This window comes from Aliivibrio sp. S2TY2, assembly GCF_028765525.1.
Taxonomy (GTDB): Bacteria; Pseudomonadota; Gammaproteobacteria; order Enterobacterales; family Vibrionaceae; genus Aliivibrio; species Aliivibrio finisterrensis_A.
In genome coordinates, this window is sequence record NZ_JARACS010000009.1 from 1 (window position 1) to 16221 (window position 16221).

Consider the following 16221-nt stretch of genomic DNA (forward strand, 5'->3'; position numbering starts at 1 on the left):
ACTGGATGTTACTTTCTAAAACCAAACCGCTTTCTACTGGATGTTACTTTCTAAGGCCAAATCAGCTCTACTGGATGTTACTTTCAAGATCCTTTAGATCCTACTGGATGTTACTTTCACTAATTCGGCTCTCTAATAAGTGGTTAATTGGTTAACTTATAGCCAAAAAACAACAAATTTCATTACTACAAATAAATATATATTTCAAGCCCGTTCAAGCTTTAAAAAAACACCAATAGCGATGTTTTATGTTTAAATATCGCCTTCATTGAAAGTAACTTTTCCATCTCGAATTTTTCCGAAAAATCTTTTGAGCCCTTATAGGCTGTAGTATCGAAAGTAACTATCGTCACTTTAAATTATCCGAACATTGAAATGACAGGTTAGAATTTTAAATCTTTTTCCTTAACTCACCTTGTTAGCGTTTTATACGTGATATCTCAAAATTTCACTCAAATAATGTGCATTTACTTAAATTCCCTCATTAAAAATGAAGGAAGATTGGCTATTTAGTGTCATTCATAGAACTCAAACCTCTTTAATATTTCTTAAAAAGAAAAACGTAAAACACGGCATTAGGTTATCCACAGCTAACTTCACTAACACCTTAACAAACTGTTAGTAACCTGTGTCATTAATGGATGTTACTTTCTAAAGTATTGGAAGTAACTAATGAGATCATTGGAGGTCATTTTCGAGCTTAACAGATGGTTTTATATGATCGAGGCCTGTTATTTTCACAAGTTACAAGATGTTACTTATGCTAAATCAGGATATCACAATTGAATAATTAAGGATGGGAATGTCTTTATAACAAGATGTTACTTTTGTTTTTAAAGAAAGTAACCGAGAAGAAAAAGCAATATTATTCAGTAACTTAATAAGCTATATCTCTGCATATAAGAGATCTAATTAGAATATATAACTAGATAACTCTTAGAATGATATAAAAATAGAATTAGATAAATTGATAAAAAAAGAGAACAGTAGGATTTTTTTTGATCTTAAAAAACAAGATCCTTTGGGGCCAAAAAAGATCATGATTAAATTGCATGTTTTCTCTTTTCTTGGTAATTTAAGCACGTAACCTTATTTTTCCGAAAAACACGTTGAGAAACTAGAAATGAATCAGGAATCATTAACTTTTTATAATCGAACAGCAAAAAAGGGATCGTTTATCTTTTTTCCAGAAGATTTCTCTTTAAAAGTTTCTGACTTCGATTGTTTTTCTTGTTTGTCAAAAGCCCAGCAAGAAACCTTAAGTGCTATCATTTCAGTTTCGGAAGTTAAAGATTCTGAATCTACTTATGACGTAGACTCACTTTGTAGCATTTTAGAAATCAATAAACCAACGTTAAACAAACGCATTCGATCTCTTGAAAGCTTTGGAATACTTCAGCATGTACCATTCAAATTTGATGACTCAAATAAATTAATTGGTAGAGTTAAATGCATTCAATTAATGCTCAATCCTAAATTACAATTAGAATTGACTCAGCGTTCAACAGAACGAACAACCAACTATGCTCATCGTCGTCATAATGCAATGTTAGTTCAACGTGAATATGATAACCAAGGATTTCGAGAACGACCAGAAGCGGCTCACATTCCAATTGTGCGTCAACGTTCTTCATTCCCTTTTGATCAACTTGTTGCACCAGTAGGAATACATACTTCGCAATGGGCCACTGAATTTTATGTTAATGATGAAAAAGGCAATTCTCATAAGTTAGTTGCACAAGCCAGATCTCACTCCCATGTATGTACAGATGATGAATTAATGACAGTGTATTCATTGCTATCATTAACGCTTGCCTATCATACAAAACAACAAGAATATTACTCAAGAACAGGTAGAATACCAGAAAACTTGACCCCTATTTATGTGGATGATGTATTAGCTATTCGAAAAAGACATCTTCGAGATTTCTCTGGTCAATTAAGACAAGCTGTTCGTGATCAACTCAATAGTATCCGTGATACAACATTTGATGTTATTGGATTACAAGAATTAGAATTAACAGGCGTTCAGTTGTCAGGTTATTTATCTCGCGAATTGAAAATATTTAAACAATGCTCCCCTTTCACTCCTATTGCTCCTGAAATTTCAGAAAATAATCAGGTTAGCTTTGGTGATAGTGCAATGTTATATCTTATCGAATGGCCAGATGAATTATTTAATTCATTGATATCGGATGAATCAAGTTTTGCATTCCCTCCAAATTTATTAACAGTTCAGCCATTAATATTTATGCTATTTCTGCGCTTTAGAATAAAGTTACGCGATCAGAATAGTTACATTGAAACTTTAGCTAATTTAAAATCAGCTCTTATGCGAACCAGCGAAATGAGCCAATTTAAAGAAACACTAAAGACTCAAATAATAAAAGTGAATGCTTTAAATGATCCTCATTTATCAGCATCTCTTGAGGACGATGGCTTTTTTAAATTCAATTTATGGGGCTATCATGGTGTGATTGATTTTGAATGTAATGAAATTCAAATCAGCATTAATTTAGATGAGGCTTTGGCTTGTTGTGGTATTAAAAGTGTAAATCAAAAAACACCAACGATAGCAAACCCTCTTGCACAAGCCGTATCGCCTTTACTAAAAGTTAACCGCACATTGAGTAAGGCTGTAGGTGCAAAACTAAATGTGGAACGTTTTAAATATCACTTTAAGTTAAACGTTGATAGCGAAGATATTTTTATTAGCCATTATACCACCACAGAGCAGAAGACTAAGTTATGTAAATATATTGCTCATGCTATAGGTCTTCCAGTTCCATCGGTTGAAGATTTTATTACGGGTGAATTAGAGAACTTGTATACATTTAAAGTACAAGGTCAAACGTTACAGCGTAACCATTATAGTATTATCTATAAATCATTAGCTGCTACAGGAAATACTCAAATAGACCTTTCTTCTCATATGATCCTTAAAGAGTTATCGCGAAGAAGCTCACTTAAGCCTGAATTGATAACTCTCATTGAAGGTAAAACATTTCAGCTATCGGATGTTTTTATTAGTAAGCTTTCTCAAGGGCTATTTATTCAGGAAGAATTACCTGAGAATACATACCCAAATATTCTATAATTGGCGTTCGTTTAACTCGTTTAAGCCCTTCTACTTTAGCTAAAGTATGGACCCCTCTAAAGTCATCAAGTTTTTTGTATCTTTTAAGTGGGGTTCGTTGAACAATTAAGAGTGGGCTTGTTGCTCTGATTGGTTCATCTTGATACGTCCCCTCATCAATATAATACGAACATTTAAATCTTGGATTTAATTTACTTGGTCGGATCCAAGTGATTTCTTTATGCTCAAATGGTGATAACTTCACTTCATCTCTTGAGTTTAAATCAGTGACATCAAGATCTGTTCTGTTTTCGGCAATACTTGCATTTGCTTTGTGTAAAATATCCAAGGCTCGTTTATAGTTTATCTTCTCTTGTAAATACCCTTTGTTTAACCAGCTAAAGCTAACGTAGGCCACATCTGGCTTAGCTAAATGCAGTTTGCGTGTTACTGTCTTAGGTAGAACCCCTACTCTTGTGTGTTGATAAAACTTTTGTCGATGTCTTGATGTTGGGCAGCAAGCACTTAAGTATGTTTTAATTTCAAGCTTTAACTGATTAATGAAATGGATCTTATCTTTTAATTGCTCTTCATAATCAGCACTTCCTCTTACATGGATAATACCCACACAACGTCGAGCCCCTTTAGGAGATAAGTCTGAATGCTTATATTGATATTGAATATTACGTAAATAAGCCTCAATCGCATCGTTACCATATAAACGAGTTGGGTATATGGTTTCTATTTCATGATGAATGGTATCTATACCATCCTCTGTTACTTCTGCAACAGGCAAACAGGCCACTTCAGCGTGAACAATCTCCCCTTGTCTAATAAGAGCTGACACATCCAATACTTCAGCTTCAATTGTATCCAGCAGACTTAATAAATAGTCATATAGTCCCTCTCCACTTAATGTAGAACCTAGAAACTTAAACTCTGTGTGATTAGACATATCAGCCCTTTATAAACCTATTCGTATTTTTCAAATGTGATGTCATTACTTAAACACCATTTCATCCAATAATAATGCTCAGGTGCTTCCCTTACTGGAAGATGCTTTTTATCTAACGGGTGCTGTAGGTAGCGTGAAAAATGATGCAAACCAAAAGTACGAATGGAAAAATTGTACTTAAAGTTATGCAGGGGTTTTTCTAAAATATCCTCGGGAACCAGTTTTTCAATTTCTTTTGGAAATATACTTAGATCGATTGCTTCCCATGTAGAATTTAATGTTAGAACTTCAATTTCAAGAGACTTAATTTCGTTCACTAATTCTGGATGAGAGTAGATAATTCCATTTTTACCGATGATGTTTTGTAGTGTTAATCCCCCTTCCACAATAGCACTATCAATGGTCTTTATTTCATCTTGGAAAAGTGAAGGATTATTATCAACCAAGCATTCAAACAACCCACGATTATCACTTAGATTACGATATAAAATATATTTATAACCAGATGGCACTTTTACTCGTAATAAAGGGTGTTTTAGATTGAAAGCGAATGGGATCTTCCCTCTTGCTTTTTCTTGAATGCAATGTCTTCGCTCACCTTTATATCGAACAATAAAGCTGTCTTTTTGCTTTGTGATTAGAGTTGCTGTCGTTGAGGTGATTGGTTGCTCTTCCAATACATAACCATATTCATCAATATGACCACTTCCCACTTCAGTAAATTTATTATCTAGATTTGCATTAGGATTTTCAGCCGTCGATATTGTGATATTTTGAGGGCCACCATCTTTAATTATTTGTTTCCAAAACGCGAGTTTACAAGCCGTTGTTTCTACTGCTGGCTTTTTCTCATTCGTTTGAATAGGAAGCATAATAGAGCGATAGTTATATGGATTTACACCTAGAATTAAACAGGTAGTAAGCCCCTTCTGAAGCGTGTTCCCCCAAAAAGTATTTGTTATTTCATCTTTTAATTGCAAGGTATCCGCAACGTAGTAGTCATCATAAATATCGTGACACTCAACCCATTGAACTGTTTTTGTTGTTCGAGATAAGGCTGGATCAATGCGCCATATTGACGTTTTGGCAGCTCCAGCCTTTTTGTTTAAGTTCACATGTTTGATAACAACGGATGATTCTGCAATGTTTTGTGCTTTTGTTAAATTAAGCTCGGAGACAAGAACCGCTTGTGATGTGCTATTTGGCTTTTCTCCATTTGTAATAAGATACAAATTTAATAGAGATAATTCAGATTCTTTTTTTCCACCTTTTATACCAAAGCGTGATGCATCTGAGACAAGTATATTCATGATATAGGTCCATGTTAAATGATACTTTCATTATACCGCAATGCTAACCACTTTCAATCAGCTTACTTTGATTTAACGATTTTCATAATAGTATGAATGAGTGACGCTTGATTATCCTTAAGGGTCGATATCATGGAGTCACTACCCGTCATTTTATGAGTTAATTTATGCGCACGTTTTTCTGAAAAACCAATACGTAGAAATAAATCATTGAGCTGCTTCTCTTGAATGTTATTTTCATCGTCGCTAGAGCCACTTAAACGGTATGGTAAAAATAGAACCGCAAATAGAGACAACAATGCGGCCAGTGGTACAAGTAACAAATCTATCAATGTGGTTTGGTTTTTTGTTGCGTCATAGGCAAGGCTAGAAGCTTTGATGGTAGCCCAAAGGATCACTAACCCACCAATAATTATTTCTAGAGCTTCCCACTTAAAATCCTGAAAGAAGGTTTTAATCGATAACCAATAATGATATTCAATCATGCTCCCTGTTGTTGTTAGAGAGTAAGGGCTCGTTGGAACACTTGCCCCGTTCGATACAGTAAAGCCCCATTGGTATGCTAAGTAATTCAAATCAAAATTATGAGTGATAATTTGAGTCATCGCGTAAGTTGCAATAACTACAATCCATAATTTTGTTGTGTTTGTTAGAGACTCTTTATGTTTTCGAGATAGGGCGAACGTCGTAACTGCCACCCCACCAAGCAACATAGGCAACCAAGAATTAAGCGATGTTAGGAATGCAAATGTTGAATAAAAAACACCATTAGATAGATACGTACTTAAGATATCCAGAATACCAATCGAGACGGTTTCAGAATGGGCTAATGTTATTTCTTCAGTATATGTATAGGTTAGTAGTGAATTTATTTCATCATAAAAGAAATAAGATAAAAGCAATGAAAACACAATTGTAAGGGATGTCGCTTTAATTAATTTAGTCATCACTTTTATCTCTATGGGCGCATAATACAAGCTTTTAAAAGGTTCAATGTATCTGCATATGATTGTTCATGGTCTAAGTTATTTTTTGCTAGTTGCGAAACGGCAATTCTTACCAGAGGATAACGCTCAGTATTTTGAAAGGTGATACTTTGCGTTTGTCTTGAATTGCTACCCTGCCCTTTTGATGAGCTACTTATATTAATATTTGTAGTTGCATTCTCATTCACATTTAAATAAAGAACTTTAGCACTATCACCATGTCTTGACCCTTCGATGCTGACAGCTTTTTTAAATCCAAGTAAGCCAATCGCAAGATTAGATATTCCAGCTTCAGAAAGTTGCATTACCACCTTTTGGCTAAAGTCTGCTTTTTTGGAGTTATTATTCTCGTATGAGAGTAATGGCGCTATTGTGACTTGGAGATTATGAGTAACCACATCCCCTTTAGTAATAGGTACTCGTTGTAGCTGTAAAACAGCCGTTTTTGTGTATAGCTCTGTTATCTCTCCAAAGGTAGACATAATTAACTCTCTAACATGTCGTAATTAAATGCGGCCTGTAACTTTACTCGCATTTGATTTCTTTTTTCAATAAGCATTGAGTGTTCGTCATTGTTATCATTTTTGTTCACTTGCACTAATTCTGCTAGTGGCATTTCATAATAATGCATACATAACGCTTCGTTTGATTCAATAAGCTCTATTAAGGTCCATGCAACATCAATAAATAGGATCTTGTCTTTTAACGAACCAAGAGCAATATGTTTTGATTTCTTCTCTTTTATTTCAACGGTTGGGTTTTCTTGCAACATCATTCTTGTTAGTTGTTGCCTATCTGCCCCCACGTTAATTGTGAGTTCTAAGTTCCCTTTGTTTTCATCAATATAAAAAAGTTTCTTTTTTCTCAAACTATCAATGAGATTATATTTTGAGAATGATGGCCACTCTTTTAGATTTTTACGTTCAAGCTGTTCGAGACCTTGGTTAAAGACTTTAAATAAGATGTCACCAATAGTACTTTGCTCGGCATCATCTTTTTTTATTTTAGATTTCTTCTTTAATGGCCATGACAGATTTGCGTCAATGGCTTCGACGATTGCTTTGCGTTGTTCACTTTCACTTTCTAATAAAATTATATTTTTTAGTATTTCCAATAAAACAGGGAAAGAGTAATCAATGCAGTTAGCCATTAAATAAGTGATCTTATTATCGGACGTTAATCTTGGAAGAGCTGGTAATCGCCATAATTCGTGGATCATTTCATCATCAATACCAAGCGTATATTTATTGTGTTCTTTCGTGTTACTGAGCTCTGTGATTACTTTTAAGTACAGTTGCGCTAACGTTAGGTGTTCACCGTTATGTTCGATTTTTTGTTGGCTATCTAAAGTGTACGTTAATGGCCATAATTTTTGATTTTTGTCTTGGCTCATAAAATGTGTTCCCTAACTTAATAATAAATTTAATCGTTCTAATGCTGGATTACGTTTTGTCGTCTGTGGCATGACTTGTTCAGCGTTAATGTTATTAACTATTTTTGGTTGTGCCTTATTTGCCATTAGACGTTTTAAAGCGCTACATTGTGCTATATCAAGTGTTTCTTTTGCTCGCGTCAGAGCAACATAGAGTAAGTTAACCTCACTGTCTTCTACGTCACTGCCATTCATGTAATAGTCAAAATCGGATGCTAGCACTACATGATTGGCTTCCGCCCCCTTACTGGCATGAGCGGTTGATAATACTATATCTGCTTGCCCTTTTACTTGATTAGTTACTGATTCTACAGATTTTGTTAATGATGAAATACCATATTCATCAATTGCTTTAATTAGTGGTAAGTAATCACTTCCAATTTGACTGTTTGCGTGTTCTTTTAATTCTGCCCAAGAACTAAAGTTAGTTAGCTCCGCGCTTTCTGTTGGAGTGCGTCCAGCTTTTAATTGTTCAATACCTTTCAAGGTGGTGAATAGGGCATTTGGATCTTTTAGTAAGTATGGCTTCTCGCCTCGTTTTAATGATTTCATCATTTCAGAGAAAAGCATTGCATTGGTTCGGCATAGCACAAGTCTATTAGGCGTAGCTTTGCTATGTATTGTTTCTGTAATAATTTGGCTTTCTTTTTTTGGGTTACCTTTAAATGCTACGCCTGCATTTAAGTGATGATTAAGTACATTATTTGCTAAATCAGCAATGGATTGACCAAAGCGATAACACGTTGTTAATTGGCCTTCTTTGGAAAAGTTCAGATGAGCCATTGCATTATCAGCCCCACGCCATTCATAGATAGATTGAAACTTGTCACCGACGGCTACTTTCTTACTATTCAATAATAGGTGCATAAGCTGCTGTGCAATAGGGGCGGTATCTTGAGCTTCATCTAGCATGACATATTCATAAGGTAGACTTAGTTTGTTCTGTGCCATCTTCAAAACGAATAATTTTAAATAGACGTCATGAGTAATAGGTAGCGTTCCATTTGGGTTAATCAGTTCTTTCCAAAGCTCGTTAGCTGCAATGGACACCTTTTCAGAAAGAAAGGCGGTAGCATCTTCTTTGCGGTCATTTGATTTTGGTAAGATTACGTGTTTTTCTGAAATACTCATATCCTGAGACAAACAATAAGTATTAATCGTTTTCATTACCGAAGCTGCAAAAGCTTGTGGGGTGATAAGGCCTTGAGCATTTACAGGCTTAGCTACTTTTAAATAAACCTTAATTGTTAAGCGACCAACTAATCTATCTTTATAGTGCTTGCCTACATACTTATATGCAATCCCATGAGTGGTTGTTACATCCACATAGCGAGGGAATTGTTTTCTTACTTCTTCAACAATGGCTGAGTTGTAAGCTAGATATAAACCACGACAATTTGGCATAACTAACGAAGCAATTGCAGTTGAGGTAAATGTTTTACTTGCCCCTGCCCCTGCTTGAATGCCAAGTGTTTCATTATAATCCATGTTACTAAAGAGCTCTAAGCAATTAGATTGCTCCTCACTTAGCGGTAAACCTTTAAAATTATAATTACTGTACATGATATATCCCTGCCTATTTTTTTACACGTTTACCCCGTAAACGGTCATCGTGTTTTTACACGTTTACCCCGTAAACGGTGGTGAGCTTTTTACACGTTTACCCCGTAAACGCTATGCTGCTATTGCTTGTGCTTTAAACTTCTTAACCAATGAATCGTAAAGATTTGATAATTCCATTTGCTCTGAACTACTTAATGCGTCTTGCTCTTTTTGAACACTACCAACCCATTGAGCAATTTGTGCTTGAACGTCACTTTGTTGAACATCATTACTGTCGATAGCGCTTAATAGTACTACTTGCTCTTTTTGTAAGAGGATAAATGCGTCAGAGTTAATAGGCGTTGAAATAACAGTACCCGTTTCTACTTCTACATTTTGCTCAACTTCAGGGCTAACGTTATCATCCATGCTGCTTTCTTCTTTGCTCGCTCTAATTACAATTGAATTGTCACTAGCAAGTTTTTCTGCGGCTGTTTGCTCTTCGAAAGCTTCAGTTGAATCCATGTCTAAAATAATATGACTTAGCTTGCCATTTGTAATTTGACGAAGGGTATGATTATAAATTTGATTGTACGTTCTCATTGCCCATGCTTGATTTAAACTTCTAAAGTTCAAATCAAGATCACCAAGAGTGGTACGCTCAATGTGTGTTTCACCATTCGTTAGTTTTACTGTAATGGTGCATGATAAAGTTCTCTCAATAGATGGCTCCCACGAGGGTACTGCGACGTTATCAACCATTTTAAACTTATTGCTAATTGCGGCCCAATCCCCTTCATATGAAACATCTACTTTCTCAACAAGAGGGCTTTCATTTAAGATCAACTTCAATAATTTACCTGTATGACTCAAGCGCCCAAAGTTATCGTAAAAACTATTAGCAGCAACAATGTGAGGATGAATACTCCAACCATCGGCCATCAAGCAAAGCATGAAGCATGTTTCTACATCATTTCTAAATGTAATGTGAATAGCTTTAGATTTAGAAAGCAATTTTGCAAAGCGTTCAATTTGGTCTAAATAATCTTTGTCTTTCCAAGATGTATTGTTCATTATCGTGCTCCTTGCAGACCCCATAGGCCGCCAATTTCAGGTAAGTCATAAATTGGTGCTGATACACATGGTTCTTCTTGTTCAGTACCCGTGCTTTGTTCTTTAGTTGCTTCGGCTGTTTGTTCGTTTGCTTTTTGTTGTTGAATTTCGTCCCAACCTTGTTTTTCAGCATTAATTAAATCTAATAAATTGTTTTCTTGTTTACGTTGATATACAGGAATTTGGATTGAATCAAGACCGTTAAAGCCTTCGTAATAACCAAGCGTTGCCCATTTATTAATGCGCCAAATTGCACAATCGATTAGTTCTTTAGCTCGCTCTATATCGCAAGGGTCGGTGTATTCCACCACACGAACACGAATAGGTTTTGTTGTTGCTGCGCCTAATTTTGGTGCATCTTTTTCTACAACAATAAAAATGAATTTATTAAGCTTATGCTCTTCGTCTTTATCGTTCTCATGCTCTTTTGCTTCAATGAGGTCGAAGCCTGTGCGGTACATGGCATCTTGGAAGTGATAATTCAATGCACCACTATCACGGTCCAAACGGTCGTAATCAACGGTACGTACAAATTTCAAATCCATCATAATGTTATAAAGACGATTTAATACATCAACCTTACCTTTGCATAAGTCTCCTGTTTTCTCATCATTCCAAAACATGCCAACTTCAAATTCGTTGCCTTCAAGCTGTAGCCATTTTTTTGCTTCAGGGCATTCATAAATGGCATTTACGATCTTGTTTGCATGGTCCAGAATTTCAGGTGTGATTAATTGTTTGTTATCACGCTCTGCTTGTGCTCGCTCAGATTCAACAAGAGTCGGTTTAAATAGAGCAGGGGAGTCGTAACATGAGTTAATTAACTCAAGCACATCTCTGGCGTCCCAAGTGCCTTTTTCTGGGTGCTTGTTACCCACATTTACTAACTTTTCACGATAGTAATATTCAATGGCGTTTAATTCTTCATTACAACCTTGAGCTAATAATGCGTTTACTTTTTCATTAGGCGTTAAGTTTTTTTCAATTAACGTGATTTGATTCTTTTGGTGCGATTGATAGTGTTTAAGCGCCTTTGTAACAGAGCCTTTATTTAATGATGCTTCTTTAACGAATAAAGGAATGGTATTAATTTTATCGTCATCACTTAAAGCTTCAAAAGCCACTAACTTAATATTGATGAGCTGGTTTATTTCTCGTGCTTTTAATCGCGAGGTTGTAGCTTTCTCCCATTTTTTTGAAAAATCAGGCGTATCCCAATTGGTCATATCTGTGATATTGCTATACGCATTTTTAACTACCCCTTCTAATTCGTCATCGGATAGACCCATTTCAATTAGCGTGAATACCGATTCTTCATATGACGCGATTAATGTTTTAATGCGATTCTTTGATACTTCGGCTGTTTGGTACTCAAGTGGTAAATTTGCGTAATTGGTGACTTCTTTCGTTGAGCTGTTACTCGCCTTATTAAAGATGACAACCGCACTTTCAACGGCCTCTGCCCATTCGGAATGTTTTTTGTTATGAGCGACCACAAAGGCTTTAAGTGCTTCAGTGTTTTCAAAGTACAGCGCATTACCTTCATTGGTCTTATCGAAATCAGTTTGAAGGGTATACATCTTTTCAAACTGAGCGCGTTCTAGAGTAAGCAGATGAAGAAGACGACCATCATTCATAGCGTCACTGGCTTCTTTTTCATTCTTCTCTTTATCTGCTGTGTAGAAATGGTAATCAATACCGCTTTTGAGTGCTGGTTCAATGCCATGCTTGCTATGTGCATTAATTGCAAAATAATCAACATCATTAAGTTTTGCCATAAAGCCTGATGGATTAGCCATAAGAACATTCATGGGAATATCGGTATCAAGTAAGGAGCTAGCAATAGTTTGATTAATCATAATAACCTCGATTTGTTTAACTGACACATCCAATATACCGCAAACTGAATTATAAGCAAGGTTAATTTGATTTAAATTTAAACACTAATTTTGATGTTAATCGCATATTTAAGTATAAGTAATTGTTTTATATTTATTAATTCTATTTTTGTTTCTTACGTCTATTTTTGTTGTTACGGTTATTTTGTGGTGTTACACTTGTTTCATACGAATGGTGTATTAAAAGGATGTCCGAGCATGAATAACCCGTTAAGAACTTTTATGACTTCAGTAAAAATGATGTCTCCAAACGATACATATAAAAAATTACAAAGTGTTAATCTGGCGTTTCAAAAGATTATTTTTGAGAAAAAACGTATAGAGCAGATTGTGACAAGTTCTGAGGTTGATGCTCAGGATCCTTTGATGTGTCCAAATGGCAAGCGCATGCGTGTATTTTCTAAATCGGAAATATTGGACGATCTTTTTAATGGCCGTGACGTTCGTGATTTAGCTGAGCAAATGGCGCAGCATGAAATTGGTGGCGTATACAAAGATGGTAATAGAACGGTTTGGCGTGTATCTCAATTAGAGCGCAATCAAATCGCACAAGCTATCGCGAATACGTTTCACCCTAAAGTGCGCCTTGAGTGTGAAAAACTTCAGATTTTTGTGATTAACAACTTGAAGGGTGGGGCAGGTAAGACAACGTTTGTTGTTAATATTGCAGCGGCATTAGCGACCAGTTTACGCACGAGTTATCGCATAGCTGTAATAGACTTGGATCCTCAAGGGTCATTAACTGATTTATTGTTGCCTTATTTTAAGTCTCAAAATGAAGAGGCACTAAGTATTGGTGATTTACTAGAGAACGATTTTGAATTGGATGAAGGGGAAACTTTTGATTCGGTTTGTCGTGATTCATTTTTAGAAACGAACATCCCTAACTTATGGATGTGTCCAGCTCGTGAAACAGATACGAAATTTGATTACCTATCAAAATCTCGCTCGATGCAAGACAGTGGCTATAAATCACATGAGGCACTGCTTCCTATCATTAATGCGATTCAAGATGACTTCGATGTTATTTTGATTGATACGCCACCACAACTTAATGAAGCGGCTTTTGCAGCTCAGTATGTTGCGACCAGCAGTATTATCCCGTTGATGGCCTCTCAGAATGACCGTGACAGTACTTTTAAGTACACCAAGCAACTTCCTAGCTACTATAGAACTATGTTTAATAATGGCCATCATGGTTATGATTTTGTTCGGTTGGTTTTATCGAATACTAAAGAGAGCTCATCAAAAGCAGAAAAACAATTTATTGATGAAATTAAGTTCTTCTTATCTGATGACCTATATCCTCAATTTAAACATTCAGAAGCCGTGAAGCGATGTTCTGACCATTTTAAAACGCTATTTGATTTATCACCGTCAGAATACAGTAAGCAAATTAAAGACAGCAACCGCAGTCAGTTTGGTTCAAAATCAGCGCTATCAAATGCGCAAAGCAATGTCATTGAAATTGCAGCAAGTATTGAACGTGACATGAAAGCGGCTTGGCGTAACCAACGTAATGAAGCTGGTGTAGAAGTTCAAGAAATATTAGACGAATTGTAAGGTATATAAAATGGTTAAACGTACTGGTGATAAAGATAATGTATCAAACTTTTCTCAAAAAGCCCAAGTTCCATCTTCAATCGGAGTCGCGCATTCTCGGACACTAAATTTAGATGAAATGTCTAAACATGATAATTTGGAAGAGCTTGAGCCGTTAACGCTTGATACCGAGTTAGCCAAAGTCGTGTCAGATAGCACGACCAGTTTATCCATTATCTATAAAGGTGAAGAGATTCATTTTAGATACATGGAAATTGAGCCTCAAGATATTGAGGCTCGAACTCAGGTAGCGGCAGAGAATGGTCGAATTCAAGAATGGTTAACACCTTATTCTTTACATAAGTTAGCGGATTCTATTCGAAACCGAGGGATGATCACTCCAGCTCTTGGTTATCTTGATGGTGATATCATTTATGTTATTGATGGTTCTAGTCGTAGAAAGGGTTGTATCTTTGCTGAGAAGCCATTCCGAATTTTAGTTTCTGAGCAACGATTTGATTCAAGTTTTATTTCTGAACTAAGTTCTGAAGCCAATGAATATCGTGAGCCTTCTTTGTACGAACGTGGACTGATGTGGCGTGACCAAATTAGAGAAGGTGAAAGTCAGGCTCAGTTTTCAAAACGAATTAAGGTGAATGCTGCTTTAGTTAGTACTGGTCTGAAAGCTTGTCAGGTTAATCGAGAAATTATTGATTTATTCCCATCACCGCCTGATATTGGTAGAACGACATTAACCAAGTTAGATAAATTACTTTCTCAGATCAACGATGAAAAAGTATTGCTTGATGCATTGAAAGTGATGGTTGATTCATTAACGTTTAGCTCTGATGATTCGTTACAGCGTAACAGTGTGTTTTTAGATGCGTTTGCGTCGGTAGTTAACGACATTAAAGATGCAAAACCAAAAGAAGATAAATTCAAAGTTAACACTCCGTTTGGTAGTGGGGAGCGAACTGGTTCTTTGACTGTGTCAAAGTCTGGAGCGTTGAGCGCTAAGATAACCCGACCAAGCAAAAAGGATATTGAGGAGTTAATCAAACTTTTAGAGAAGGAGTATTTATCTTAATGGATAATTATCAACCAACAGATCATTTTCGTAAGCAAACAGAAATGGATTGCTCAGCACTGTGTGCTTTGGCATTTCGATTATCGATAGATAGTGCCTCTCCATTTTTTGTTCCTGATGATATTGCAGAGAACTACGAAAAAGACGTTACTTGGAAGGATGGCTTAGAGTGCAGTTCTGGTGGGATTAAAAATGGCCAGCCTTATGTTCAATTATCTCTTGGTGGTCTTTTCTCTAATGGGAATACAAATGAAGGATTTGATTACTCTGAATCTGAGTTAATGGAAGATAAAGTTCCATGTTTAGTTAAGCGCCCATATATTGAATTGCTAGCATGCTTGGTTGCTCATGAAGTTGCCCATGCCGTCGTGTATTACATTGAATCCACCACTAAAGCATTTGAAGTGGTTGAGGCTCATGGTGATATCTGGCAGAAAATGTACCGTTACCTTAGAACCAATTTATTAATTATTGTGAACTACGACCTATTATTAAAACAAGAACATTGGGGAGAGGTTTATACTCGTTCAATTAGTGCGTTAAGCTCTATTGAGCAAGAGTTAGTCACTGACTTTTCTGAGCGAACCTTTGTGAATGATAGTGGCTGTGATGAAGAGTACGGGTTATGCCGTGGCATTGAATTGTATTTAGAGCACCATTGGTTAGAGCGCAATTTTAATCAGTTAACGGCATTATCAACAATTAGTTATGAATTAATGGGTGAAGAGCTTAATTTATGAGTTCAGAAAAGCAACGAAGACCAGTGACGAGTGATGTGAATTCTCCGCTTGCTCGTTTTTTAAAAAAATTACCTCAAGCGCCATTTCCTTCGACGCCCACGAACAAGAGATCGGATAGTCGAAAGGTAAATTGATATTTGTTGTGATAGATAAAAAAATAATATTGAATGGCTGTTTTTGTCGGTGAACAGTTTAAAACTCATTTTTGCTTATACATTAAGTTACGAGTCATTAAAAATGGGGGGCAAACGAGTGAAATTTTCATTAGATGAAATCATAATCAAAAAAGGGAAACCTACTCTTTTCCTAGATGTACTAGGTATAAGGTGGGTTAGAAGAGTAGAGGTAGAGGAACAAGATCGAAAAAGGCTCCTAAAAGGAGCCCTTCGAATAATATCTCGCTAACGGGGTCTAAGACCAACCAGCTTCACACTGTACCGCGCTTTCAATCTAGTGACGTTTCCGTCGATAGCTGAATTCTATCGCCAATCTCAGTTCTATGTCAAGTAGTTTGTTTACTATTGGAAGTATAGGTATACT

General features: G+C 36.0%; 12 protein-coding genes. 4 read left to right on the plus strand and 8 right to left on the minus strand.

Annotation, left to right across the window (positions count from 1 at the left end; translation table 11 throughout):
• Positions 1 to 1123 precede the first annotated feature (1123 nt).
• Positions 1124 to 3097: a replication initiator protein RctB domain-containing protein gene (locus PVK63_RS13665; RefSeq protein ID WP_192957830.1), complete on the plus strand. Its 1974-nt coding sequence runs from the start codon at positions 1124 to 1126 to the stop codon at positions 3095 to 3097.
• Here the strand turns inward: PVK63_RS13665 and PVK63_RS13670 are convergent.
• The 8 genes from PVK63_RS13670 to PVK63_RS13705 form a co-directional block, all read right to left on the minus strand.
• Positions 3051 to 4031 (minus strand): DNA replication terminus site-binding protein, encoded by a 981-nt coding sequence (locus tag PVK63_RS13670; RefSeq protein ID WP_192957829.1) that lies wholly within the window; start codon positions 4029 to 4031, stop codon positions 3051 to 3053. The two genes, PVK63_RS13665 and PVK63_RS13670, sit on opposite strands and share 47 nt — an antisense overlap.
• 17 nt (positions 4032 to 4048) lie before the next feature.
• Positions 4049 to 5341 (minus strand): hypothetical protein, encoded by a 1293-nt coding sequence (locus PVK63_RS13675; protein WP_274440718.1) that lies wholly within the window; start codon positions 5339 to 5341, stop codon positions 4049 to 4051.
• Between the two features lie 62 nt (positions 5342 to 5403).
• Positions 5404 to 6288, minus strand: coding sequence for a hypothetical protein (locus PVK63_RS13680; RefSeq protein ID WP_274440719.1), 885 nt, complete (start codon positions 6286 to 6288; stop codon positions 5404 to 5406).
• A gap of 11 nt (positions 6289 to 6299) precedes the next feature.
• Positions 6300 to 6809 (minus strand): hypothetical protein, encoded by a 510-nt coding sequence (locus PVK63_RS13685; protein WP_274440717.1) that lies wholly within the window; start codon positions 6807 to 6809, stop codon positions 6300 to 6302.
• A gap of 2 nt (positions 6810 to 6811) precedes the next feature.
• On the minus strand, positions 6812 to 7720 hold the full coding sequence (locus PVK63_RS13690; protein WP_274440716.1) for a hypothetical protein: 909 nt from the start codon (positions 7718 to 7720) through the stop codon (positions 6812 to 6814).
• Positions 7721 to 7732: 12 nt separating this feature from the next.
• Positions 7733 to 9322 carry a UvrD-helicase domain-containing protein gene (locus tag PVK63_RS13695; RefSeq protein WP_274440715.1) on the minus strand — a complete coding sequence of 530 codons (1590 nt, stop codon included), beginning with the start codon at positions 9320 to 9322 and terminating at the stop codon, positions 7733 to 7735.
• A 111-nt stretch (positions 9323 to 9433) separates the two neighbouring features.
• Positions 9434 to 10375: a hypothetical protein gene (locus PVK63_RS13700; protein ID WP_274440714.1), complete on the minus strand. Its 942-nt coding sequence runs from the start codon at positions 10373 to 10375 to the stop codon at positions 9434 to 9436.
• Positions 10375 to 12273 carry a PD-(D/E)XK nuclease-like domain-containing protein gene (locus PVK63_RS13705; RefSeq protein ID WP_274440713.1) on the minus strand — a complete coding sequence of 633 codons (1899 nt, stop codon included), beginning with the start codon at positions 12271 to 12273 and terminating at the stop codon, positions 10375 to 10377. The genes PVK63_RS13700 and PVK63_RS13705 overlap by 1 nt, the downstream gene beginning before the upstream one ends.
• Before the next feature lie 237 nt (positions 12274 to 12510).
• Here PVK63_RS13705 and PVK63_RS13710 point away from each other — a divergent pair, with 237 nt between their 5' ends.
• Genes PVK63_RS13710 through PVK63_RS13720 form a run of 3 tightly spaced genes read left to right on the plus strand, consistent with a single transcriptional unit; the run spans position 12511 to position 15681 of the window.
• Positions 12511 to 13875 (plus strand): ParA family protein, encoded by a 1365-nt coding sequence (locus PVK63_RS13710; RefSeq protein WP_274449262.1) that lies wholly within the window; start codon positions 12511 to 12513, stop codon positions 13873 to 13875.
• 10 nt (positions 13876 to 13885) lie between these two features.
• Positions 13886 to 14941: a ParB N-terminal domain-containing protein gene (locus PVK63_RS13715; protein WP_274440711.1), complete on the plus strand. Its 1056-nt coding sequence runs from the start codon at positions 13886 to 13888 to the stop codon at positions 14939 to 14941.
• Entirely contained in the window at positions 14941 to 15681 is a 741-nt protein-coding gene (locus tag PVK63_RS13720; protein ID WP_274440710.1) for a hypothetical protein, read from the plus strand. Before PVK63_RS13715 ends, PVK63_RS13720 begins: the two co-directional genes overlap by 1 nt.
• Positions 15682 to 16221 lie beyond the last annotated feature (540 nt).

What these genes read in the sequence shown, in the direction of transcription:
- PVK63_RS13695 (WP_274440715.1), bottom strand. Translation starts at nt 9,322, where the DNA reads ATGTACAGTAATTATAATTTTAAAGGTTTACCGCTAAGTGAGGAGCAA.
- PVK63_RS13715 (WP_274440711.1), top strand. Translation starts at nt 13,886, where the DNA reads ATGGTTAAACGTACTGGTGATAAAGATAATGTATCAAACTTTTCTCAA.
- PVK63_RS13710 (WP_274449262.1), top strand. Translation starts at nt 12,511, where the DNA reads ATGAATAACCCGTTAAGAACTTTTATGACTTCAGTAAAAATGATGTCT.
- PVK63_RS13680 (WP_274440719.1), bottom strand. Translation starts at nt 6,288, where the DNA reads ATGACTAAATTAATTAAAGCGACATCCCTTACAATTGTGTTTTCATTG.
- PVK63_RS13720 (WP_274440710.1), top strand. Translation starts at nt 14,941, where the DNA reads ATGGATAATTATCAACCAACAGATCATTTTCGTAAGCAAACAGAAATG.
- PVK63_RS13690 (WP_274440716.1), bottom strand. Translation starts at nt 7,720, where the DNA reads ATGAGCCAAGACAAAAATCAAAAATTATGGCCATTAACGTACACTTTA.
- PVK63_RS13700 (WP_274440714.1), bottom strand. Translation starts at nt 10,375, where the DNA reads ATGAACAATACATCTTGGAAAGACAAAGATTATTTAGACCAAATTGAA.
- PVK63_RS13705 (WP_274440713.1), bottom strand. Translation starts at nt 12,273, where the DNA reads ATGATTAATCAAACTATTGCTAGCTCCTTACTTGATACCGATATTCCC.
- PVK63_RS13665 (WP_192957830.1), top strand. Translation starts at nt 1,124, where the DNA reads ATGAATCAGGAATCATTAACTTTTTATAATCGAACAGCAAAAAAGGGA.
- PVK63_RS13685 (WP_274440717.1), bottom strand. Translation starts at nt 6,809, where the DNA reads ATGTCTACCTTTGGAGAGATAACAGAGCTATACACAAAAACGGCTGTT.
- PVK63_RS13670 (WP_192957829.1), bottom strand. Translation starts at nt 4,031, where the DNA reads ATGTCTAATCACACAGAGTTTAAGTTTCTAGGTTCTACATTAAGTGGA.
- PVK63_RS13675 (WP_274440718.1), bottom strand. Translation starts at nt 5,341, where the DNA reads ATGAATATACTTGTCTCAGATGCATCACGCTTTGGTATAAAAGGTGGA.